This window comes from Domibacillus sp. A3M-37, from assembly GCF_024213455.1.
GTDB lineage: Bacteria > Bacillota > Bacilli > Bacillales > Domibacillaceae > Domibacillus > Domibacillus tundrae.
The window spans coordinates 454,080-479,090 of the sequence record NZ_JANAVL010000002.1 but is presented as its reverse complement, the minus strand read 5'-3'; the positions used below and the strand labels follow the sequence as shown (position 1 = coordinate 479,090).

Below are 25,011 nucleotides of genomic sequence, written 5' to 3'. Positions count from 1 at the left end.
ATCAATTAATTAAATATTCTCCTTTCCGTATCATTATACAACTAAAACAATAAAATGGTTGAAATCGCTTACCTATAGATGAACAAGCTGCAAAAAAATTCCCCAAAAAAAGAACAGCACGAAGCTGTTCTTTTTACATTGACTCATCAGATGGTTTTGGAATGAGGACGGTCCGTGGCTTGCTACCTTCATATGGACCAATTACACCTTTCATTTCCATCTCATCGATTAAACGTGCTGCCCGGCTATAGCCAATTCGGAAGCGCCGCTGCAGCATCGATACGGACGCTGTCTGCATTTCTGAAATAAGCTGAACGGCGTCGTCATATAGTTCATCTTCTGACTGGCCAGTCGTTTCTGGAATGTCATCTGGAATCATCTCTTCCTGATATTGCGCTTTTTGCTGCGAGATAACAAAATTAACGACGTCCTCTACTTCTTCATCAGACAAAAAGGCCCCCTGCACCCGAACCGGTTTTACAGCCCCCGAAGGATAAAACAACATATCTCCACGGCCAAGCAATTTCTCAGCTCCACCCATGTCAAGAATCGTTCGGGAATCTGTTGCAGATGAAACAGAAAACGCGATACGCGACGGAATATTCGCTTTAATGATCCCTGTAATGACATCAACGGATGGCCGCTGCGTCGCAATGATCAAATGGATACCGGCCGCACGGGCCATTTGGGCAAGCCGTGTAATTGAATCTTCCACGTCACTTGATGCAACCATCATTAAGTCCGCCAGCTCGTCCACAATAACAACAATGTACGGCAAATGCGGCTGCTTTTCACCTGTTTCATTATTATGTTTTGTCACGTGTCCATTGTAGCCTTCAATGTTGCGCGTCCCTGTATGAGAAAATAAATCATACCGCCGCTCCATTTCCCCCACAACTTTTTTCAATGCCTGTGATGCTTTCTTTGGATCGGTTACAACAGGGGCCAACAGGTGGGGAATACCGTTATAGACATTTAGCTCCACCATCTTCGGATCAATCATCATCATTTTGACTTCATGCGGTTTGGCCCGCATTAAAATACTTGTAATAATACCATTAATACACACACTTTTTCCGCTTCCGGTCGCACCGGCAACAAGTAAATGCGGCATTTTATTCAGCTCGGCTGAGATTGCTTCGCCGGTAATGTCACGCCCGAGCGCTGCCAGCAGCTTCGATTCCTTTTTCTCATTCTGTTTTGCTTCAATTACTTCACGGAAGCTGACCATCGCCACCTCGGCATTCGGCACTTCAATCCCGATGGCAGATTTTCCCGGTATCGGCGCTTCCATACGAATATCTTTTGCTGCCAATGCCAGCGCGAGGTCATCGGTCAATCCAACAATTTTGCTTACTTTTACACCTGTATCAGGAAGTACCTCATATTTCGTTACAGCCGGTCCAAGGTGAATTTGTGTCACTTTCGCTTTCACTCCAAAGCTCTGGAAAGTTTTTTCGAGCTTTTGAGCATTTTTTTGAATGTGTTTTTTTTCATTGCTTTGATCCGCTTGCTGCGGCTTTTGTAAAATGGAAGAAGGCGGCAGCTGATAGTCTGTATTCTCTTCTTCTGTAAAGGATAAAACAGCTGGCTCTGTTTCTTTCGCTGCTTCCGTTTCCTTTTTTTTCGGTGCTGCAGCCGGTTCATCTTTATATGCTTTTTCAGCAAAGCTTGAAATGACAGGTACGGGTTCAGGTGATATCACGTCTTCTTGAAAATCGGGCGCTGGTTCCATCATCGCTGCCGTTTTTTCTTTGTCAGGCTGCTCTCGTTTTTTTTCTTCTTTTCGCTCTGACCATCGTTCTTTTAATTGCTGCCATGATTCGTTCAGTTTTTCACCTGACAACATCATGGCATGAACAGCTTTTTCAATAAGTGGCTTTCCACCAATCAGGGCAATGCCTGCAGCAAACAGCATAAGCATGAAAATCCATGTACCCGGGCGGCCGAAAAGGAAAAAAAACAAGTGAAACAACGACCCGCCAATCATTCCGCCTCCAACGTCTGCATCCTGAATACCTGAAATGCTTCCTTTATAAAGCAGCCACGTTTCAGCAGTGTAATTCGTTCCTTCTGACGGATTAACAAATAACCGGATATGCAGAAACACAAGCAGACTCGCAATAATAAATAGTAGTCCGGCTATCTTGTGTTTCCAAATAGGCGGCTGCTCTCTTTTAACGATCATATAAAGCGCCATGCCAGCAAGTCCGAGCAGACCAATCACATAAAGGGTGCCAAAGAAAAAAGAAGCCGCTCCTTTTATGATTTCCCCCGCTGCTCCAGTACCGACAAGACCGATCGCACTAAGAGCGAGCAAAAGTGCCCCAGCTCCTTGAATTTTCAGCGAGTCGATTCGTTTTTTTTCTTTATTTGTCCGGCGCCGGACCGGTTGTTTTCGTTTTTTTTGTGCCACGTCGTTCACCCTAACCTTTATGATCTTTAAACAATTGAAAGCAGCCAGTACTGGCTGCTTTCACATTATATCATGTATCGACACATGGGAACATACGAGCGTTTATACTTCCATAATGATCGGCAGGATCATCGGACGGCGTTTTGTTTTTTCATGCAGAAACGAATTAAGCTGATCACGAATATCTTGTTTAATGCCTGACCATTCGAATGTTTCACCCGCCAGATTTTTTTCGACAATGCTTGCCACAAGCTTGACAGAATCGTCAATGAGTTTTTCCGACTCTCGCATGTAAACAAAGCCCCGTGAAATAATTTCTGGTCCTGCTACAATTTTCTTTTGTTTTTTGCTTAACGTGATAACCACGGTGAAAATCCCATCTTGCGACAACAGCTTCCGGTCACGCAGAACGATATTCCCAACATCTCCAACACCGATTCCATCAATGAGCACATTACCCGCTGTGACACGGCCAGCCGGACGCATTTGCCCGTTTTTAAATTCAATAACATCGCCTTTTTCCGGAATATAAATGTTTTCTTCTGGAACACCTGTCATTTGGGCAAGCTTTTTATGGGCTTTCAGCATGCGGTATTCGCCTTGAACCGGGATAAAATAAGTTGGTTTCATTAAGTTCAGCATAAATTTCAAGTCTTCCTGCGACCCATGTCCCGAAACGTGGACACGACGGCTGCCTGTTAACACATTCGCACCGGCACGGTAAAGCAAGTTGACAGTTTTCGCCATAAGAATTTCCAAACCGGCTGAAGGAGTCGCTGTAATCAGCACCGTATCACCTTCTTTAATCTTCACATGGCGATTTGTTCCTTTCGCCATTTTTTGAAGTGCTTCGATCGGCTCACCTTGCACGCCAGTTGCTAAAATAACTACTTCATGGTCCGCATGTTTGCTGATTTCATTTAAATTAATTAAAATATCTTCTTCTACATGCAAATAGCCAAGGCGGATCGCAATGTCATTGACACGCTGAATGCTTTTTCCGCTTACGGCTACTTTACGGCCATTTTCATAAGCTGCATCAAATACTTGCTGCATCCGAATCAAATTGGACGCAAACAGCGATACGATAATCCGCCCATTGGCAGAGTGAAACGCATCAGACAATTGTGAAGCGATGACCGCTTCTGACGTCGTATAACCCGGACGCTCTGCTTCTGTAGAATCAGAAAGCAATGCGAAGACGCCATTTTTGCCAAGGGCCGCCATTTTACTGATGTCGGGTGCATAATGACCTTTCGCACTTTGATCAAATTTAAATTCACCGGTATGCACAATCGCGCCTTCTGACGTATGAATCGCTACGCCGACTGAATCTGGAATGCTGTGCGTCGTCCGGAAAAATGTCACGTCCGCATGATCAAATCGCAGTTTTGACTCTGAGTGAACATTGTAAAATTTCACGTCTTCTTTCACGTTTTCTTCACGCAGGCGCATTTTCGCAAGTGCCAGCGTCAGTTTCGTTCCATACACAGGTGCCTGCACTTTTTTCAGTACATATCCGAGCGATCCAAGTGCGTCTTCATGACCGTGTGTAAGGAAAATACCTTTTACCCGTTCTTTGTTTTCCTCCAAGTACGTTATATCCGGAATGACAATGTCAATGCCAAGCATTTCGTTCTCAGGAAACATGAGACCGGAATCGATCACGAAAATATCTTGATCCACTTCCACTACTATCATGTTTTTCCCGATTTCTCCAACTCCACCGAGCGGAATGATTTTAATTAACTCGTTTGTTCTCTTGCTCACATTATTTCCTCCTAAACATTTAAGAAACCCGATCCACACATTACGTCTATTATAAGCGATGGAGAAAATGAAAGCCAATACTATCTTTCAGAAAAGCGCAATGCGCCCGTTTATCGGCGACAAGCATAAGCCAAGGAATAAAAAAGCTAAAGACTCGTCATTGTGCCGCCGCGCTTCAAATCTGCCACGTCCTATGGCATTCATCATCCGCATCGTTGCAACGCTTTTGTGACCCGCATCGTGCGGGCCTTGAAGGCGCTTGGAGCTGGATACTGTCTCAAAATAAGAAAGGCCGGTTTTTGCAGTAAGTCTGCAAAACCGGCTTTCTTTTAAAGCAGTGTAGACAATATGGTCCGTTCATCTTCTGTTAATGGAATGAGCGGCAAGCGGACGCCGCCGACATCCAATCCTTTCATCTGAAGCGCCGTTTTAACCGGCACCGGGTTTGGTGCAGCAAACAGCCCTCGGAAAAGCGGAAGAAGGCGTTGATGAATAGATGCAGCCGTCTGTACATCGCCAATTAAAAAGGCGTTCACCATTTCTTTCATTTCATTGCCTGCCACATGAGACGCCACTGAAACAATACCCGTTCCTCCGATGGAAAGAATAGGCAGTGTCAGGCCATCATCACCGCTGTATACGAGAAAGTCATCTTCGGTATTTGCAATGATTTCCGTAATGATGTCTATACTGCCGCTTGCTTCTTTCGTCGCCATAATATTCGGTACTTCATTCGCCAGGCGGATCGTCGTTTTTGGATCAATTAAAACGGAAGTCCTGCCTGGAATGTTATAAATCATCACTGGAAGTTTTGTTGATTCCGCAATGATTTTAAAGTGCTGAAATAACCCTTCCTGGCTCGGCTTATTGTAATACGGGGCAACAAGCATAATCGCGTCTACGCCTTCTGCCTCCGCTTTTTTGGACAGTTCAATTGACGCCCTTGTGTTATTGCTTCCTGTGCCGGCAATGACTGGAATGCGGCCATTTACCACTTTTACAGTATGACGGAAAAGCGCGATTTTTTCTTCAGCTGTAAGGGTCGGTGATTCGCCGGTCGTGCCTGCTACGACGAGCGAGTCCGTACCGCTTTGAATTAAATGTTCAATCAGTTGAGTTGTTTTGTCGAAATCAATATTTCCTTTTGAGTCAAACGGCGTCACCATTGCCGTCGATAACCGGCCGAAAGAAATCATATGCAATCGTCTCCTAATTCCGGCTTCCTAAATCTATTCAGCCTATTCGTTTATTTATTGAAGTAAAAATGTATCGTGCAGTGCATTAACAGCAGCCGGCATCTGTTCTTCTTTCACAAGAACCCAGATCGTCGTATGACTGTCAGCCGACTGCATAATATTAATTCCCTGGGCGGCCAGCGCCGAAACAATTTTTGATGTAACTCCTGGCACACCCGTCATGCCGGCTCCAACAACCGATACCTTTGCACACTCCGGGTCAATAATCGGTGTATAACCGCTTTCTTCTAAACATTGTTTCGCTTTTGGAACATCGGAATCAGCAATCGTGTATGTAACACGATCTTCAGAAATATTAATAAAGTCAACACTGATCCCTTCCGCCGCCATCAATTGAAAAATATGCGCTTGTTCCCCTGTCTGCACTCTCACACGTGTGATGCCGGTCACATGGGCAATGCCCGTTACGAGCCGATCCCGCGTATCAGATCCTCGATTTTCATCCGGTGAAGACGTTACAAGCGTGCCGGTTTCATCTGAATACGTAGACCGAATGCGCAGCGGCACTTTCGCCTGCATCGCAATTTCAACTGCACGCGGATGAATCACTTTCGCTCCTTGGTACGCCATATTGCATACTTCTGTATACGTGACAACGGATAATGGCCGCGCATTTTGAGCAATCCGCGGATCTGCCGTCATAATGCCGTTTACATCTGTGAAGATATCGATAAAATCTGCCTGCAGCGCCGCACCGAGCGCAGCCGCCGACGTATCGCTGCCGCCCCGCCCCAGCGTCGTCACCTCGCCTGCTTTAGATGCACCTTGAAATCCTGCAACGACAACGACGTCACAGGCTTCAAATTCCTTGAGCAATCTGGCAGGTTCTATTTCGACAATTTTGGCGTTCATATGATCATGATCTGTGACAAAACCGGCTTGACCGCCTGTCAATGCGACAGACGACAAACCGTTTTCTTTCAGCATAGCCGAAAAAACGAGGCTGGAAATAAGCTCGCCCGTTGACATGAGCAAATCGGTTTCTCGTTTCGTCAGCATGCCGCCTCCGCTTCCGGCAAGCGAAAGAAGCGTATCCGTCGCATACGGATCGCCTTTTCGCCCCATTGCAGAGACCACAACAACGACTTTATATCCTTCGCGGACTGCGCGCTGTACATGAACCAGCGCGCTCAGCCGTGACTGTTCATCACGTACAGAGGTGCCGCCGAATTTTTGAACGATAATGTTCACACTTTACACCTGGCTTTCTCGATTAGGAGGTGGCAGCCGGCTTATTTTTCTGTGACAATCCCCATCTCGATTAACGTTTCAGCGATCTGCACAGAATTCCAAGCTGCTCCCTTTAACAGATTATCAGAAACAACCCACATATGGAAACCATTATCTGTATCAAGATCTTTACGGATCCGTCCGACAAATGTATCATTTTTGCCGACGCAATCTGCCGGCATCGGATAAATTTGTTCAGATGGATTATCTTGAAGCACAACACCTGGTGCATCTTTTAGCAATCCTTGAATGTCGGCTGCTGTCAAGCCGCCTTTTTCTGTTTCAATGTAAAGAGATTCAGAATGACCTGTCGCAACTGGCAGACGAACACACGTTGCCGCTACCGAAAGGTCTTCCATATGCATAATTTTTTTCGTTTCATTAATCATTTTCATTTCTTCATATGTGAAGCCGTTGTCCTGAAATTTATCAATTTGCGGAATTGCATTAAATGCAATTTGATAATGCTTTTTATCGCTGCCAACCGGCAAAATTTGCGGTTCGAAAGGCTCATTATTTACAATTGCTTTTGTTTGTCTGTAAAGTTCTTCAACTGCTTTAGCTCCTGCACCCGATACTGCCTGGTAGGTAGAAACGATTACTTTTTTCAGGCCGTAAGCCTGACGGATCGGCTCAAGCGCCACAAGCATTTGAATCGTTGAACAATTTGGATTGGCGATGATGCCGTTATGATTGCGCAAATCTTCTTTATTCACTTCGGGCACTACAAGTGGCACATCTGGATGCATACGGAATGCGCTAGTATTATCAATGACGACAGCACCGCGTTTCGCCGCTTCTGGTGCGAGCGCTTCAGATACACTTCCACCCGCCGAAAACAATGCAATGTCAATGCCTTCAAAGCTTTCCGGCTTTGCTTCTTGAATTGTTACATCCTCGCCTCTAAAAGAAACGGTTTTTCCCGCTGAACGGGCGGATGAAAGAAGCGTCAACGTCTTAATCAGGAAATTGCGCTCTTCCAATGTTTTTAGCATTTGCTGTCCGACCGCTCCCGTCGCACCGACGACGGCTACGTGAAAACCTTTGTTACTCATGTAAATCTTCCCCTTCCAGAATAAAAAGTTCATCTTTTTGTATACAGATACAGTGTTGAATAAAAGTGAATGTTGAAAAAAGTATCTTGATACTGATAATAGCATTATTTTAACACAATAAAGTGCGTTGAAAAGAAGAAAATCAATTGCAGGCAAAAAAAGCAGTCATTTATTGATTGATATCGGGATATTCTTTTAAAAGCGGCTGAATTTGTTGATGCAAAAGCGCCTTTGAAACCGTTGCAGGAATCAAATCCATGATGGCGACAAGAGAATTTGGTTTTTTATATGGGTCATCCTGGCCAAATGGAACAAAATAAATATTTTTCATATTTAATAGCTTCACAACATTTTGGCTGTTTAATCCCAGTGCATCATTTGTTGAAATGGCCAAAACGACAGGGCTCCCGTTACGAAGCGTTGCTTTCGCAGCCATTAACACAGGTGAGTCTGTTGCCGCATTGGCCAATTTACTGATCGAGTTTCCGGTCATGGGCGCAATCACCATGCAATCAACGGGTATTTTGGGTCCAAGCGGTTCTGCATCTTGAATCGTAGAAATAGCTTTCCGGCCCGCCACTTCTTCTACTTTATTCAGCCATGCCCCAGCTGATCCAAACCGGCTCGCTTCTTTTTGGGCCGTATATGTCGCAACCGGAACGACATCAGCACCTAACTCTTTTAATTTCGCCACGATTGGCACGATTTCCTCAAATGTACAATGTGAGCCCGTCAAGCCAAATCCGATCCGCCGTCCTTTTAAAAGTTGATCCACGCTTTACAATCCCCTTTCATTTTTCCATTCTTTCACAGCATCTATCAGCACATGCCCCAGTATTTCTCCAGCTGTTTTTGGTGCTATTTTGCCTGGCAGACTAAGCGCATGAATCACTTGAATGCCCGCTTTTTCAGCTGCTTCAAAATCTGTTCCACCCGGCTCAGAGGCAAGATCGATAATAATAGACGCTGGATTCATTCGAGCCAGAATATCTTCTGTCAGGACCAAAGCTGGTACTGTATTGATGACCACGTCAGCATATTCGATTTGGTCTATCAGGCTTGCCATATAAAAAGGGTAAATGTTCATTTCTTTTGCTCTTGCAAATATGCCCGTCTCTCTTACTGCTGTAGTAACGCGGGCACCGACTTGATGAAATAAACGGGCGGTTGTCGTGCCGACGCGGCCAAAACCTATGACCATAACGTTAGCGCCATGGATGGTGTGATCTGTTTTTTGCATCGCAATCATCAGCGCCCCTTCAGCCGTCGGGATCGAATTTAAGATCGCTGCATCTTCTCTGTCAAAAATGTAAAGAACATCGCGCTGCACAATGTTTTTTAAGGCTGGAGTAGCAATTCCACTAATTATGATACAATCTTCTGATAATGATTCCGCTATTTCTTTCGTCATAAAAAGTGGACTTGTCGAGAATGGAGCATCCACATCTCCACCTTTTTTCACACCAGATACTGGTAAAATAAACAGATCCATCGATTCATAAGACAGGTCTTCATTTTTGATGACTTGTGCACCCATCAATTCGTTTTCTGCTTGATCAAATCCGGCCATATATACGTGGATGCCGCGCTCCATTAATATGCGGCCCACTTCAATCTGCCTAGCATCCCCGCCAAAAATCAATGCGTTCACATTCATCTCCTCCAATTGCGGCCTATTCTTTTTATTGTATGAATTACAATATCCGCTGTGCGTTCTGATTTCGGCAAAAAAAAGAATCCGCTAAAAAGCGGATTCAAATTGCAGCTGTTTTTGGCCACTTGCCGTCCGGGCTAATAAGCGATGCCGAGAACGGTTTATCAAACAATTTTTTTGCCAGTTCATCCACACGTTCTTTTGTTACATTGTCAATGAGTGACACCACTTCATCCAATGTACGGTGGCGCTTTAAGAGTAACTCATTTTTCCCGTTGCGGCTCATACGACTGTTTGTACTCTCTAAGCTGAGCATCAAGCTGCCTTTTAGCTGCTCTTTGCTGTTATGAAGTTCTTTTTGCGTGATACCTTCCGCCTTCACAAGATCGATCGATTCAATGATGGTCGCGTATAATTCATCCAATTGTTCAGCACCTGTACCGCCATAAAACGTAATGAGGCCAGTATCTTTGTAAGAAGAATGATAGGAATAGACCGAATACGCAAGACCCCGCTCCTCACGAACTTCCTGGAAAAGACGGCTCGACATGCTTCCGCCAATAATATTGTTCATCACAATTAAATTGTAAATGTCTTTATCCCCAATAGAAATGCCTTCATAACCGAGGCACAAATGCGCTTGTTCTGTTTCTTTTGAGCGTGATTTTTTGTCATAGTAAAAATCAGAAACGGATTCCATAATCGTTGCTTTGCCGCCTTTATATTCGCCAAACAAAGCTTCTGCTTTCTTGACAATATCTTCGGTAATATTTCCGGCGATGGAAATAACGACCCGATCCGGCGTGTACATGTTATACATGTAGTCTTTAAGCGTATCTCGCGTAAATGAAGACAATGTCTTTTCTGTTCCTAAAATTGGCAATCCGAGCGGATGGCTGCCATACGCGGCGCTGCTGAGCAAATCGTGGACGATATCATCCGGAGCATCTTCGTACATTTTGATTTCTTCTAAAATGACATTCCGCTCTTTTTCAAGCTCCTCACTGTCAAATTTCGAATGAAAAAACATATCCGCAAGCACATTTAACGCATGATCTGCATGATTATCAAGCACTTTTGCATAGTAACATGTATATTCTTTTGATGTAAAGGCATTTACTTGCCCGCCAATACTGTCAAAGCTTTCAGCAATTTCTTTCGCGCTTAATGTATCCGTGCCTTTAAAAAACATATGTTCAAGAAAATGTGACACACCATTTAATTCCGGCGACTCGTCGCGTGAGCCTGTCGCGATCCAGATCCCGATTGCGGCTGAGCGAACAGTCGACATTTCTTCCGTTACAATGGTCACACCATTTTTGCATGTAAATCGTTTTATCAACGTAATCATGTCCCCCTAATTTCTGTTTCTTCTTGACAGCGGTATAATATCAATGAATAACAATACCACATTTCGCTTTTGAATGCTAGAACAAAAGCGCAAGCGCCCTGTTTAGCGCCGCATGGACTGGAGCGCTCCGCTCGAGATAAAGAAGATCAAAGGCTAGGAACGCGGCATCATGCCGCCGCGCTTCAAAGCTGCCATGTCCTGTGGCATTCGCCCGACTAGATCATCCGGATCGTCGCAACGCCTTCGTGATCCACATCCTGTGGACCCGCGATTCGATGTTGATTTATCGCCAGGAGGAATGCGAAGTACACGAGGCGCTAGGATGCTGGAGCTAGACGTAGATATACTTTCTTATAATATAAAAAAAGCGGTGACTCTGAATGGAGTCTCCGCTTTTGAAAGATAAGAAAGTATATATTTTCAAGGGTGTCCAGCTCCAGGCACCATCAGCTCGAGATCATAAGCCAAGTCCTTCTGGAGGCAAAAAGCGCCCCCGCCAGTCCTTATCTTATGCTTGTCGCTGATAAACAGCACCTTTTGCTTTTCTTATTGCTGCTGTTTAGCCGCTTCTTCTTTTTCACGTTGTTCTTTTAAAACCGCTTTTCTAGATACGTTCACACGGCCTTGATTGTCAATGGCAATGACTTTCACAAGGAATTCGTCGCCTATTTTCAATACATCTTCCACTTTGCCGACACGTTCTTCCGAGAGTTCAGAAATGTGAACGAGACCGTCTTTTCCTTTGAACAATTCAACGAATGCGCCAAACTTTTCAATTCGTTTTACTTTGCCCATGTAAAGTTCGCCCACTTGCACTTCACGAACGATGTCTTCAATAATTTTCTTCGCACGTTCGTTATCTTCTTGATTAATCGATGAAATAAAGACCGTTCCATCTTGTTCAATGTCGATTTTAACGCCCGTTTCTTCGATGATTTTATTAATTTGTTTGCCGCTCGGTCCAATAACATCACGGATTTTATCCGGATTAATTGTCATTGTCATAATTTTCGGCGCGTAAGCCGACAATTCATTGCGCGGTGTATTAATGACAGACAGCATATGCTCTAAAATGTGCATTCTGCCTTCTTTCGCCTGCTGCAGGGCTTCTTCTAAAATTTGGCGGCTTAAGCCGTCAATTTTAATATCCATTTGCAAGGCGGTTACACCTTTAGCCGTACCAGCCACTTTAAAGTCCATATCGCCAAGGTGATCTTCCATTCCTTGAATATCAGATAGCACTGTATAATGCTCCCCGGATTTAACAAGACCCATTGCAATACCAGCAACTGGTGCTTTAATCGGTACACCGGCATCCATCATCGCCATTGTACTTGCACAAATACTTGCCTGTGACGATGATCCATTTGATTCAAGCACTTCAGATACAAGACGAATCGTGTAAGGGAAGTCTTTTTCATCTGGAATGATTGGATAAAGTGCACGTTCCCCTAGTGCCCCGTGCCCGATTTCACGGCGGCCTGGTGCGCGAAGAGGACGTGTTTCTCCCACACTGAATGAAGGGAAATTATAATGATGCATAAACCGTTTTGATTCTTCTGTTCCTAGACCGTCCAAAATTTGAACGTCCCTTAATGCACCCAGTGTTGCGATGCTGAGCACTTGTGTCTGCCCGCGTGTAAACATAGCTGATCCGTGCGTGCGCGGAAGCAGTGTTGTTTCAGACGCAAGTGGACGAATTTCATCAATTTTCCGGCCGTCCGGACGAATTTTTTCAACGGTAATTAACCGGCGGACCTCTTCTTTGACGATTTTTTCAAGAATAGCAGACGCTTCTCCGATTGATTCACTTTCGCCTTCTGACTCAAGTGCATCCTTCACCGCTTTTTTCACTTCTGTAATCGCTTCTTCACGTGCATGTTTTTCAGCGGTTTGAATCGCTTGTTTCATATCTGCCTCGCACATAGAGCGAATTTTCGCTTCAAGTACCTTGTCATTCTCATAAAGAGTCACTTCACGTTTTTCTTTTCCAAACGCTGCGACAATTTCTTCCTGGAACGCGATTAACCGCTTGATCTCTTCGTGTCCGAACATAATCGCTTCAAGCATGATGTCTTCCGGCACTTCATCTGCTCCGGCTTCAACCATATTGATTGCTTCTTTTGTACCGGCAACCGTTAGATCAATATCACTTTTTTCCAGTTGTTCTACATTCGGGTTAATAATAAATTCACCGTTAATGCGGCCGACGTTTACACCTGCAATTGGACCGTCAAATGGGATGTCTGATACAGACAAAGCCAATGAAGAACCAAACATCGCCGCCATTTCTGATGAACAGTTTTGATCTACACTCATGACCATGCTGATCACTTGAATTTCGTTGCGGAAACCATCTGGAAAAAGGGGACGGATTGGACGGTCAATTAACCGGCTTGCCAGCGTCGCTTTTTCACTTGGGCGTCCTTCCCGTTTAATAAATCCGCCTGGAATTTTACCGGCAGCGTAAAGACGCTCTTCATAGTTTACCGTTAATGGAAAGAAATCCACTGCTTTTGGTTCTTTTGAAGCTGTTGCAGCACTTAATACAACGGTCTCGCCATAGCGAATAAGCGCTGAACCATTGGCCTGCTTCGCGATTTGCCCAACTTCAACAGTCAGTTCGCGCCCTGCCCAGTCGATGGAAAATGTTTGTTTTCCCTGCTCCATTTGGTTGCACCTCTCTTTATTTCAAAAGTTATTTAAAAAACGTTTTTTCCCTAACAAAAAAGCGGGAAAAATCCCGCTTTATCGTGAATTATCGGCGCAAACCGAGTTTTTGGATCAACTCGCGGTAACGAGCTACATCCTTGTTACGAAGGTATGAAAGCAAGTTACGGCGGCGGCCGACCATTTTCAATAGACCGCGACGTGAATGGTGGTCTTTTTTATGCGTACGTAAGTGGTCATTCAACGTGTTGATTTGTTCAGTCAATACAGCGATTTGCACTTCTGGAGACCCAGTGTCGCTTTCGTGTGTTCTGTACTCCTGAATTAGTTCGTTCTTGCGTTCTTGTGATAATGCCATTTGTAATTCCTCCTTTATAATGGTTCATCCCCGTCAGCCGAGCACGCGTTGGAGAATCGCAATGCCAAGCAGCGGTTCAAAATGTCAAGCACTGTATATTATACGAAACTTATGCTTTTTCGTCAAGGCGTTTGCTGTCGAAGAATTGGATTGACGCTTCTTTATCCCGTTCAATTTGAGCAGCGAGTTCTTCAATTCCATTGAATTTTTGTTCACCACGCAGCCTGATAAACCAGTCCACTTCCACTTCTTCACCATAAATGTCTCCAGTGTAGTGAAAAATATGCACTTCAATTGATAAAACCGGCTTGTCCGGACTTTTAAACGTCGGCCGATACCCGACATTGCAAACCCCTTCGTGCCACTTATTCTGCACGCGAATTTTCACTGCGTATACACCGGTCAGCGGCAAAAAATAATCATCATCCGGTTCAATATTTGCAGTTGGGAAACCCATTTTCCGCCCACGCTTATCTCCATGAATAACCGTACCATGCATACGGTAAGGCCGGCCAAGCAAATCAGATGCATCGCGGACGAGACCTTCTGCCAATAGCTCTCTTACTTTTGTCGAACTGACTTTTTCTTTTTCAAATTCCAGCTTCTCAACCGATGTAAACGTAAACTCGCCACGCGAATGAAACATTAACGTTTCCATCGTTCCTTTGCCAAGCCTGCCATATGTATAATCAAAGCCAGCAGTCACATGTTTAACGTTCAGGCCGATCATGTATTCATCGACGAATTGCTGCGGTTCAAGCGCTGCAAAATCAGATGTAAATCGGACGATAAACAGATAATCGATACCGAGCTCTTCAATGAGCTGCTTTTTTTCTTCGAGCGGCGTAATATGGCGGATATGCCGGTGCTTTCTGCCGAGAACGACAGATGGATGTGGGTCGAATGTCATGACAGCACTTTTCCAGCCATGTTGATCTGCCATTTTTTTCGCTGCAGCGATCACTTGCTGATGGCCTTTATGTACGCCATCAAAAAATCCGAGCGCAAGCGCCATCGGTTTAAAATCCTCTTTTTCGCGCCTATGCGGATGGCGCAGCATGATAACATCCATCTCTTCACACCTATCTCTCTATCATTGTGGCATTACTTTAACCGGCTTGATTTTCCCTGTTTTTTCTGGATGAAGCCGGTAAATCGCCAAAAGCTCACCATGTAAATAAACAGCAGCTTCCGCTTCCCCAGACGGCCATTGGGCAGGTACCGGCAGTACTGCTCCGTTTTTTATCATTACTGCTACTGTATCATTTACATGCCACTTCGGCAAATGAGAAACAGCGATTTCAACCGGCTTCAATACCTCTTCAGGCGCGCATTCGGCAAGCGCTGATAACGTGACACAGTCCTCTTGTCCAAATCCGCCCGAATGTGTTCGGACAAGGCGGGACATGTGGGCCGGATAGCCAAGCTTTTCACCAATCATCACAGCCAATGTTCGAATATATGTCCCTTTTCCGCAAACGATCCGAATCGAAAAGCGGGCATTTTTTTCATCCTGTTCAATCGGACTGATTTGTTCGATACTATAAATGGAAACAATCCGCGCAGGACGCTCTACCGCTTCACCAGCACGTGCATACTCATATAAACGCTTGCCGTTCACTTTAACAGCTGAATACATCGGTGGTGTTTGTTCAATGTCGCCTGTGAGCTGTTGAAGAACTGGCGTGAGTTCCATTTCAGTAAGTGGGGAATCAATTTTTTTAGATTCCACTACAGTGCCCGATGCATCTTCTGTTTCGGTGGATGTCCCAATTGTCACTTCCGCTTCGTAGGTTTTGCCACTATCGGTAATGTATTCGGCAAGCCGAGTTGCTTTTCCAATGCAGAGCGGCAGCACGCCTTCTACATCTGGGTCAAGTGTGCCCGTATGGCCAACTTTTTTCGTTTTAAGAATTTTGCGGGCTTTAAACACGCAATCGTGCGATGTCATGCCTTTTTCTTTCCAAAGCGGTAAAATGCCATTCATAATGATTCACTCCTTTTTTCATGAAAAAAAGCGCCCGTCGAAGCAGCGAAATAACTCCGCCGCTTCTCCAGGCGCCTTTTTTATTACGACGGGTCTGAATCTTTAAGTTCTCTTAGAAGCGTATCAATTTTATTCCCGTACGCAACCGATTCATCAAATTCAAACATAAGCTCTGGTGTTTTCCGAAGACGGATACGCTGGCCAAGCTCTGAGCGGATGAACCCTTTTGCTTTTGCCAATGCTTTTAACGTACCTTCCCGTTCTTCTTCGCCGCCAAGCACCGTAATATACACGGTTGCCTGCTGCAAATCACCGGTTACTTCTACATCCGTTACCGTTAAAAATCCAATGCGTGGATCTTTCACTTTACGGCTTAAAATTTCCGTCAATTCTTTTTTCATTTGTTCTGCCACACGATTTGAACGCATCGACATACTTTTCACTCCTTCAGGTGAAGGTTACTTGCGCTCGATTTCCTGTTCGATGAACGCTTCAATAATATCGCCTTCTTTAACATCATTGAAACCACGAATGGTAATTCCGCACTCATAACCTTGCGCTACTTCTTTTGCATCATCTTTAAAGCGTTTTAGCGCATCGACTTCGCCTTCGAAAATAACGATGCCGTCACGGATCAAGCGAACGCCTGAATCACGTGTAATTTTGCCTTCTGTTACATAGCTTCCCGCAATTGTACCGATTTTAGACACTTTAAATGTCTGGCGTATTTCTGCCTGCCCGATAATTTTTTCTTCAAACTCAGGATCAAGCATTCCTTTCATCGCTGCTTCAATTTCTTCGATGACCTTGTAAATGATCCGGTGCAGACGGACTTCCACTTTTTCGACTTCCGCTGTACGCTTCGCATTCACATCCGGACGCACGTTAAAGCCAATCACAATCGCATTTGAAGCAGATGCTAAAATAATGTCAGATTCCGTAATTGCACCGGCACCTGTATGAATGATTTTAACATTGACGCCTTCTACTTCAATTTTTTGGAGAGCAGATGCTACCGCTTCAACCGAACCTTGTACATCTGCTTTTAAAACAATGTTCAAGTCTTTCATTTCACCTTGTTTCATATGTTCAAACAAATTATCGAGACTGACTTTCGTTTTTTCGCTCCGCTGCGCCTGAAGCGCCTCTTGTGCACGAGATTCACCGATTTGGCGTGCCGTTTTTTCATCCTCAAACACGACAAAACGATCACCAGCAAGCGGTACATCATTTAATCCAGTAATTTCAACCGGCGTAGATGGACCTGCTGTTTTTACACGGCGGCCGATGTCATTAACCATCGCACGGACCCGGCCAAACTTGTTCCCGACTACGATTGGGTCGCCAACATTCAACGTACCGTTTTGAACGAGCAGTGTTGCAACAGAGCCACGGCCTTTGTCAAGCTCAGCTTCAATAACCGTGCCCATCGCTTTTCGTTTCGGATCGGCTTTTAATTCTTCTACTTCAGCGACGAGAAGAATCATTTCAAGCAACGTATCGATTCCTTCTCCATGTTTAGCTGAAAGCGGTACAAAAATCGTTTCGCCGCCCCATGCTTCCGGTACAAGTCCATGCTCAGTCAATTCCTGCATGACACGATCCGCATTCGCTGCCGGCTTATCAATTTTATTCACTGCCACAATAATTGGAACTTCGGCTGCTTTCGCGTGATTGATCGCTTCAACGGTTTGCGGCATTACACCATCATCCGCTGCAACAACTAGAATTGTAATATCTGTTATTTTTGCTCCGCGCGCACGCATTGTTGTAAAAGCGGCGTGGCCTGGTGTATCAAGGAACGTGATTTTCTTGCCGTTCGTTTCTGCTTGGTAAGCCCCGATATGCTGCGTGATACCGCCTGCTTCGCCTTCTGTCACTTTTGTGTTGCGAATTGAGTCAAGAAGTGTCGTTTTTCCGTGATCAACGTGACCCATAATCGTTACAACTGCTGGACGTTCAATGGCATTTTCATCCGTATCTTCATCTTCGAAATACGTTTCAAGATCTGCTTTGTCGATTAAAATTTCTTCTTCAACTTCTACGTTAAACTCGCCTGCCACAAGTTCAATGGCATCTTTGTCAAGCTCTTGGTTTATAGTAGCCATCACGCCGAGCATAAACAATTTTTTAATAACTTCGGATGGTTCAACATTCATTTTCTTTGCCAGCTCTGTTACTGTCAAAGAACCCGAGAAGACAATTTTTTCTGGTATTTCTTTCTTTTTCACTGGAATCGGTTGTTTTGGAGCACCTTTACGCTGCCCTGAACGTCCTTTTCCACGTGGTCCACCATTAATGCCGCGTGAACCCGGTTTTGAGCCACCGCGAGCAGCGCTGCCGCCTTGTCCTTGTTTTTGTTGTCCTGGCTTAGAGCCTGTCGGTTTTGGTTTTGCCGGTCCACGGTTTCCTGCCGGCTTATTAGTAGTAGATTGTTGATTATTCGGTTTGTTATTCAAATTTGAACAGCCTCCTTGTCATAACAGTTTTCAACTGTCATTCCCCATCGATAAGCGTTTTGAGCTTTTTAGCAAAACCGGCGTCTGTCACGGCCACCACAACGCGCGCTTCTTTGCCAATGGCCTGTCCGAGCACTTCACGGTTTTCCACACGACAAACCGGTACTTTGTAAAAAGCCGCCTTATCCGTTATTTTCTTTTCTGTATTGCGTGATGCATCTTCTGATAATAAAACCAGCTTTGCGTTGCCGCGCTGAATTTCTTTTACGGCCATTTCTTCACCGGTAATGAGCTTTCCGGCCCGGTTTGCAAGACCGAGAAAAGATGCCCATGGATGCGCCCCCATGTTAGCTGCTGCCTTTCATGACAAGATCAAGCAGCTCATCATAAATCGATGGCGGTATATCCGCGCTAAGCTGTCGCGCAAGCACATTTTTCTTTTTTGCCGCTTCAACCGCTTCTTTCGTTTTGGAAACGTATGTGCCGCGTCCCGATTTTTTGCCGGTCGGGTCTACGGATACATCGCCTTCTTTTGAACGAACGATGCGGATCATCTCTTTTTTAGGCTTCATTTCACCTGTTGCCGCACATTTTCTGAGTGGGACCTTTTTAGGTACTGGCATCGCGATGCGCCTCCTTATTCGATTTCTTCTGAAAAGAAATCTTCAAGGTTATCATTACCATCAGCCGGCGAGGCTTCATCCTCTTCTTGAATGACGCTGTTTCCGCTCGGATAAATCCCTGCCGCACGGGCGTCTGTTTCGCTCTTAATATCGATTTTCCAGCCGGTTAATTTTGCGGCAAGGCGGGCATTTTGACCGCGTTTACCAATCGCAAGCGACAATTGATAGTCCGGTACAACCACCTTTGTTGCTTTATTTTCTTCATCAACATTTACTTCAATGACTTTTGCCGGACTTAGAGCATTGGCTACAAAAATTACCGGATCGTCCGACCATTCAACGATGTCGATTTTTTCGCCTTTCAGTTCATTCACAATCGCCTGAACCCGGTTTCCTTTCGGGCCGACACATGCGCCGATTGGATCGACTTCGGAACTTTGGGCATGCACAGAGATTTTAGAACGATCGCCCGCTTCACGGGAAACGGACCGAATTTCAACTGTACCATCAAAAATTTCCGGTACTTCGATTTCAAACAAGCGTTTTAAAAGACCGGGATGTGTACGGGATACATAAATTTGAGGCCCTTTTGTCGTCCGTTCCACTTTTGTAATAAATACTTTTATTCGATCATGCGGTTTGTACGTTTCATTCGCCATTTGCTCCGCCTGTGGCAAAAGCGCTTCAATTTTGCCAAGACTCACATAAATAAAGCGGGCATCCTGGCGCTGTACGATGCCGGTCATAATATCTTCTTCACGATCGATAAATTCTGAATAAATAATGCCCCGTTCTGCTTCACGAACACGCTGCGTGACAACCTGCTTGGCTGCTTGGGCAGCAATGCGGCCGAAATCTTTCGGCGTTACTTCCATTTCAACAACATCACCGATTTCGTAAGCAGGATTAACTTGTACCGCATCAGCCAAAGCAATTTCCAAACGGAAGTCAAACACTTCGTCTACAACTTCTTTACGGGCAAATACACGCATGGAACCGCCCTCTAAATTCAACTCTACCCGTACGTTTTGCGCTTGGTTAAAGTTGCGTTTATATGCTGAGACAAGTGCGGCTTCAATTGCTTCGATTAATAAACTGCGCTCGATGCCTTTTTCTTTTTCAAGATAAAGAAGCGCATCATATAGTTCTGAACTCATTGGCTAAAAAGCCTCCTTACATCCATATCTTATTAAATTTCTTTAAAATGTGACAGCAAGACGCGCTTTTGCCACTTTTAAAAGCGGGACCGAAATTTGTTTTTTACGTGTTTTGATCATGTACTCCACGGTCAATTCATCTTCAACAAACGAAAGAAGCGTTCCTTCATATGTTTTTTCCCCGTCGATCGGCTCATAAAGCTTAATATTGACATGCTTGCCGACAGCTCGTTCAAAATCCTGCTGTTTTTTTAATGGCCGTTCCGCGCCCGGTGAAGATACTTCAAGAAAATAGTTGTGCGGAATCGGATCCGGATCGAGTGCATCAAGCTGTTCACTTACCCGCTCACTTACAACCGCACATTCTTCAATTTCGATGCCATTTTCTTTGTCAATGTACAGACGCAAAAACCAGTTTTTACCCTCTTTTACATACTCTACTTCCACTAGTTCAAGGTTTAATTCTTCAATGATTGGTACGGTGATTTGTTCTACCGTTTCGATGATTTTACTCATTTTTTATCCTCCCGCATGAAAGAATTTGTTTCGGAACATCCCCGCAACAAACACGAAAGAGTGGGGGCGGCCCACTCTTTCGAAGAGAGTTATCATGCAATTTCCATCTTCAAGGATACCATAAATAGGTCCTTTTTGCAAACGCGCATCAAAATAACGACAACTGATTTTGATCAGGCAATGCATCCAAACAGCCCATCTTATCCAAATACTCCATAATCGTTTTAGATACTTTACCTCGCTGCTGCAAATCTTCTTTTGATAAAAACTCACCATTTGCCCGTGATGCCACAATATTTTTTGCCGCATTTGTTCCAAGTCCAGGCAGCGCATTAAATGGAGGAATGAGTGAATTTCCGTCAATAACAAATTCGTCTGCACTTGAGCGGTACAGGTCGACTTTTTTAAACGTAAAGCCCCGTTCTACCATTTCAAGCGCCAATTCAAGAACGGTCATCAAGTTTTTCTCTTTCGGCGACGCATCAAGACCTTTTGCATTAATTTCCTGCAGCAGCGCTTTGATCGCTGATGATCCTTTAGACATCACATCTATATCAAAATCCTCTGCCCGAACGGTAAAGTAAGCGGCATAATAAAGGAGCGGCAAGTGCACTTTAAAATAAGCAATACGAACGGCCATGAGCACATATGCAGCAGCATGCGCTTTCGGGAACATGTATTTGATTTTTTTACAAGAATCAATATACCATTCCGGCACTTCATTTTTGCGCATTTCTTCTTCCATTTCATCAGAGAGCCCTTTTCCTTTACGAACGGATTCCATAATTTTAAACGCAAAAGCGGGGTCAAGTCCCTGATAAATTAAGTAAACCATAATATCATCCCGACAGCCAATCACGTCAGACAGCTGGCAAATCCCTTTTTGAATAAGCTCCTGCGCATTGCCCAGCCAGACATCCGTGCCATGGGAAAGACCGGAAATTTGCACAAGCTCGGAAAAGGTTGTTGGTTTCGTTTCTTCAAGCATTTGCCGGACAAATCTTGTGCCAAACTCAGGGATCCCAAGCGTACCCGTTTTACACATAATTTGCTCTTCGGTTACACCAAGTGATTTGGTTCCGCTGAAAATTTTCATCACTTCCGGATCATCGGTTGGAATCGTTTTTGGATCAATACCCGATAAATCTTGGAGCATGCGAATCACAGTCGGATCGTCGTGGCCGAGAATATCAAGCTTCAGCAAATTATCGTGAATTGAATGGAAGTCAAAATGCGTTGTTTTCCATTCTGATTTATCGGAATCAGCCGGATACTGAATCGGCGAAAAATCAAAGATGTCCATATAGTCCGGAACAACGATAATACCCCCTGGATGCTGGCCTGTCGTCCGCTTAACACCGGTACAGCCGGATACAAGCCGGTCTACTTCCGCACTCCGATACTGCTTCGTATATTCTTCTGCATACTTTTTCACATACCCGTACGCCGTTTTTTCTGCCACCGTACCGATTGTCCCTGCTCTGAACACGTACTCTTCTCCAAATAGTTCCTTTGTGTAGTTATGAGCACGCGGCTGATATTCACCGGAAAAGTTTAAGTCAATATCAGGTACTTTATCGCCTTTAAAGCCAAGAAACGTTTCAAATGGGATGTCGTGGCCGTCTTTTTTATATGGAATGCCGCAATCTGGACAGTCTTTATCCGGCAGGTCAAACCCTGAGCCGACGGAGCCGTCATCGAAAAACTCCGATTTTTTGCAGGTTGGGCAAACATAATGCGGCGGAAGTGGATTTACTTCCGTAATTTCCGTCATCGTTGCGACAAAAGACGAGCCGACGGAACCACGTGAACCGACGAGATAGCCATCATCAAGCGATTTTTTCACGAGTTTGTGTGAAATCAAGTAAATAACCGCAAACCCATGACCGATAATGCTTTTTAATTCTTTTTCAAGCCGCGCTTCAACAATTTCCGGCAGTTCGTCTCCATAAATTCTTCGCGCCATGCCATAGCTCATTTCACGCATTTCTTCGTCAGCGCCGTCAATTTTCGGCGTGTACAGATCATCTTTAATCGGTTTTACGTCTTCAACCATATCGGCGATTTTATTTGTGTTGGCGACAACAATTTCATGCGCTTTTGCTTTTCCTAAAAAAGAAAAAGCATTAAGCATATCATCGGTCGTCCGGAAGTGAACGTCCGGGAGTGTCTGCCTGTTTAATGGATTCGCTCCGCCCATAGAAGAAATTAAAATATGGCGGTACACTTTGTCTTCTTCATTTAAATAATGAACATTACCGGTCGCAACAACGAGTTTATTTTGTTCTTCACCGACCGTTAAAATATTTTGAATGATGTCTTCAAGTCCTGCTTCGTCGCGGACAAGTTCCATTTCAATTAACGGGGCATAAACGGCTTTCGGCTGCACTTCAAGGTAATCATAAAACTCAGCCGCCCTGCGCGCTTCGTCCATTCCTTTTTGCATCATTGCTTCGAACACTTCACCTTTGTTGCAGCCTGAGCCGATTAAAAGACCGTCCCTGTGTTTTTGCAATACAGAACGCGGGATGCGCGGCACACGGTAAAAGTAATTAATATGTGACAGTGAAACGAGCTTAAATAAGTTTTTTAACCCTTCTGCGTTTTGCGCAAGAATTGTGCAATGATAGGGACGAGCCCGTTTATAGGCGCCGCCTTCTCCCATATAATTATTAAACTCGTTATGCTTTTTAATGCCTTTTTCATCAGCATCTTTTAATAGCTTCAGCAAAATATAGCCGGTCGCTTCCGCATCGTAAATCGCCCGGTGATGCTGCGTTAATTCAACATCGAACTTTTTCGCCAATGTATTCAGTCGATGATTTTTCATATCCGGATAAATAAGCCGTGCCAGTTCAAGTGTATCAATGACCGGACTCGATGTTCGACCGATGCCATATTTATCATAGCCTGTTTGAATAAAGCCCATATCAAATGACGCGTTATGAGCAACCAATATCGCATCGCCGGCCCACTCTTTAAAGTCCCGGAGCGCCACGTCTACATCTGGCGCGTCTTTCACCATATCATCGGTAATACCCGTCAATTCGATCGTTGTAGCAGAAAGTGGGTGATGCGGATTGGCAAATCGTTCAAACCGATCAATGATGTCGCCGTCTTTAATTTTTACCGCGGCCAGCTCAATAATCGTGTCATACACCGCAGAAAGACCAGTCGTCTCGACGTCAAAGACAACATATGTATCTGTTGCCAGTTCCCGATCCGCATCTTCATAAGCAATCGGAACACCGTCATCAACAAGGTTTGCTTCCATGCCGTACAAAATTTTCACGCCGTTTTTCTTGCCGGCGCTGTATGCTTCCGGAAACGATTGGGCAATAGCATGATCGGTAATAGCGATTGCTGAATGCCCCCACTTTTTAGCCTGTCCAACTAGTGCGCTCACAGATGACACTGCGTCCATTTGGCTCATTGGCGAATGAAGGTGCAGCTCCACCCGCTTTTCTTTAGACATATCTTCCCGCATGGGCGGCCGAATTTCATTAATATCGTTGGCAATCATAACAAGGTCGCGGACGAACGTATCATTTTGAACAGAACCTCGGACGCGTACCCACATGCCTTTTTTCACTCGGTTAAATATCGCCGCATCCTCTTTATCGCGAGAAAACATTTTCACCATTAAGGAATCAGTGTAATCGGTAATCTTAAATGTAAGCAACGTCCGGCCGCTGCGCAACTCTTTCGTTTCCGCATCAAAAATGTATCCTTCTGACGCAATGCGACGTTCTTCATCGATAATTTCTTCAAGCTTTTTGAATTCTGCATCCTGCTTGATCGTGTAGCCAATTGTGACAGGACCGGAATCTTCTGAAGCAGCATCTTGTTCTTTCGCACGGTTTTGCATATCCATAACTGCCTGCCGGGCTCGTTCAGCGTCTTCTTTCCGTTTTTCTTCCAAAAACTTTTCATATTCTTCGTTTTGCGTGTTTTCTGACACTTGCACGTCAAATGTAAGTGGCGGAAAGCCTACGCTTTCATATATATCACAAAGGCGGCGGCCGTATTTATTTTTCAGCGCCATTCCTTCCATTTCATTTTGAGTGCGGATAACCAGCTTTGTTCCAGATACACCCGGCTTTTGTTCATTTAAAGCAGCTAAAAGCGGCGGAGCGATTCCATCAAGCTGACGGACGCAATATTGCCAGTAGTCAGTAATGTGATCAGGTGTACAAACACGGTCCTCTATTTCAATTGAGAATGTAACCGATGCAAATGCTGAAAAAGTGCCGGTCAGCGCGTCGGCAAATCGCATTAGTACATTACATGGGATCAGTGCCGGCGCTGAAAAAACGAAGTGCCACTTTTTTTCCTGCTTTAATACAGTCAGTTTTTTTATTTCAATTTGGTCAAAATGGCGAACTATCTCATCTTCTGTCAACCGAAGCTGGTCAAGCAAAATCAAAAACCGGCTTCGGCCGCTTGATGCATCTCCATTCATTTGGTTTCCCCCTTACACAGAAAAGGATGAGCGGCACAGGCCGGTCA

The 25,011-nt window shown here is 44.7% G+C and carries 19 protein-coding genes; all 19 read right to left on the bottom strand.

Annotated elements, in window-relative coordinates:
- Positions 1 to 133: 133 nt before the first annotated feature.
- The gene (locus NLX67_RS06540) at positions 134 to 2,416 is read right to left on the bottom strand and encodes an FtsK/SpoIIIE family DNA translocase (RefSeq protein WP_046179223.1); all 2,283 of its coding nucleotides are present in this window, start codon (positions 2,414 to 2,416) and stop codon (positions 134 to 136) included.
- 102 nt (positions 2,417 to 2,518) lie between these two features.
- Positions 2,519 to 4,186 carry a ribonuclease J gene (locus tag NLX67_RS06535; protein ID WP_254310767.1) on the bottom strand — a complete coding sequence of 556 codons (1,668 nt, stop codon included), beginning with the start codon at positions 4,184 to 4,186 and terminating at the stop codon, positions 2,519 to 2,521.
- 329 nt (positions 4,187 to 4,515) lie between these two features.
- Positions 4,516 to 5,382, bottom strand: coding sequence for a 4-hydroxy-tetrahydrodipicolinate synthase (dapA, locus tag NLX67_RS06530; RefSeq protein WP_046179220.1), 867 nt, complete (start codon positions 5,380 to 5,382; stop codon positions 4,516 to 4,518).
- 54 nt (positions 5,383 to 5,436) lie between these two features.
- Positions 5,437 to 6,633 (bottom strand): aspartate kinase, encoded by a 1,197-nt coding sequence (dapG, locus tag NLX67_RS06525; protein WP_046179219.1) that lies wholly within the window; start codon positions 6,631 to 6,633, stop codon positions 5,437 to 5,439.
- A gap of 41 nt (positions 6,634 to 6,674) precedes the next feature.
- Positions 6,675 to 7,727: an aspartate-semialdehyde dehydrogenase gene (gene asd, locus NLX67_RS06520; protein WP_254310766.1), complete on the bottom strand. Its 1,053-nt coding sequence runs from the start codon at positions 7,725 to 7,727 to the stop codon at positions 6,675 to 6,677.
- A gap of 169 nt (positions 7,728 to 7,896) precedes the next feature.
- Entirely contained in the window at positions 7,897 to 8,502 is a 606-nt protein-coding gene (locus NLX67_RS06515) for a dipicolinate synthase subunit B (protein ID WP_254310765.1), read from the bottom strand.
- Between the two features lie 3 nt (positions 8,503 to 8,505).
- Positions 8,506 to 9,378: a dipicolinate synthase subunit DpsA gene (gene dpsA, locus NLX67_RS06510; RefSeq protein ID WP_254310764.1), complete on the bottom strand. Its 873-nt coding sequence runs from the start codon at positions 9,376 to 9,378 to the stop codon at positions 8,506 to 8,508.
- 103 nt (positions 9,379 to 9,481) lie between these two features.
- A complete protein-coding gene (locus tag NLX67_RS06505) occupies positions 9,482 to 10,723 on the bottom strand; it encodes a M16 family metallopeptidase (RefSeq protein WP_046179329.1) in 1,242 nt (413 codons plus the stop codon).
- 555 nt (positions 10,724 to 11,278) lie between these two features.
- Positions 11,279 to 13,402 (bottom strand): polyribonucleotide nucleotidyltransferase, encoded by a 2,124-nt coding sequence (gene pnp, locus NLX67_RS06500; protein ID WP_254310763.1) that lies wholly within the window; start codon positions 13,400 to 13,402, stop codon positions 11,279 to 11,281.
- An 88-nt stretch (positions 13,403 to 13,490) separates the two neighbouring features.
- Complete coding sequence (gene rpsO, locus NLX67_RS06495; protein ID WP_018392393.1) at positions 13,491 to 13,760, bottom strand: 30S ribosomal protein S15; 270 nt, start codon at positions 13,758 to 13,760, stop codon at positions 13,491 to 13,493.
- A gap of 109 nt (positions 13,761 to 13,869) precedes the next feature.
- Entirely contained in the window at positions 13,870 to 14,832 is a 963-nt protein-coding gene (gene ribF, locus NLX67_RS06490; RefSeq protein ID WP_046179214.1) for a bifunctional riboflavin kinase/FAD synthetase, read from the bottom strand.
- Between the two features lie 21 nt (positions 14,833 to 14,853).
- The gene (gene truB, locus NLX67_RS06485; RefSeq protein ID WP_046179213.1) at positions 14,854 to 15,747 is read right to left on the bottom strand and encodes a tRNA pseudouridine(55) synthase TruB; all 894 of its coding nucleotides are present in this window, start codon (positions 15,745 to 15,747) and stop codon (positions 14,854 to 14,856) included.
- 83 nt (positions 15,748 to 15,830) lie between these two features.
- Positions 15,831 to 16,181, bottom strand: a complete 351-nt coding sequence (gene rbfA / locus NLX67_RS06480) for a 30S ribosome-binding factor RbfA (RefSeq protein WP_046179212.1) — start codon at positions 16,179 to 16,181, stop codon at positions 15,831 to 15,833.
- A gap of 24 nt (positions 16,182 to 16,205) precedes the next feature.
- Positions 16,206 to 18,206 (bottom strand): translation initiation factor IF-2, encoded by a 2,001-nt coding sequence (gene infB / locus NLX67_RS06475; RefSeq protein ID WP_305882022.1) that lies wholly within the window; start codon positions 18,204 to 18,206, stop codon positions 16,206 to 16,208.
- Positions 18,207 to 18,243: 37 nt separating this feature from the next.
- Positions 18,244 to 18,552, bottom strand: a complete 309-nt coding sequence (locus tag NLX67_RS06470; RefSeq protein WP_254310762.1) for a YlxQ family RNA-binding protein — start codon at positions 18,550 to 18,552, stop codon at positions 18,244 to 18,246.
- A gap of 1 nt (position 18,553) precedes the next feature.
- Positions 18,554 to 18,829, bottom strand: coding sequence for an RNase P modulator RnpM (gene rnpM / locus NLX67_RS06465; protein ID WP_046179209.1), 276 nt, complete (start codon positions 18,827 to 18,829; stop codon positions 18,554 to 18,556).
- Between the two features lie 14 nt (positions 18,830 to 18,843).
- On the bottom strand, positions 18,844 to 19,986 hold the full coding sequence (gene nusA / locus NLX67_RS06460) for a transcription termination factor NusA (protein WP_046179208.1): 1,143 nt from the start codon (positions 19,984 to 19,986) through the stop codon (positions 18,844 to 18,846).
- Positions 19,987 to 20,028: 42 nt separating this feature from the next.
- Positions 20,029 to 20,502: a ribosome maturation factor RimP gene (rimP, locus tag NLX67_RS06455; protein WP_046179207.1), complete on the bottom strand. Its 474-nt coding sequence runs from the start codon at positions 20,500 to 20,502 to the stop codon at positions 20,029 to 20,031.
- A 148-nt stretch (positions 20,503 to 20,650) separates the two neighbouring features.
- Positions 20,651 to 24,964, bottom strand: a complete 4,314-nt coding sequence (locus NLX67_RS06450) for a PolC-type DNA polymerase III (protein ID WP_254310761.1) — start codon at positions 24,962 to 24,964, stop codon at positions 20,651 to 20,653.
- Positions 24,965 to 25,011: the final 47 nt, after the last annotated feature.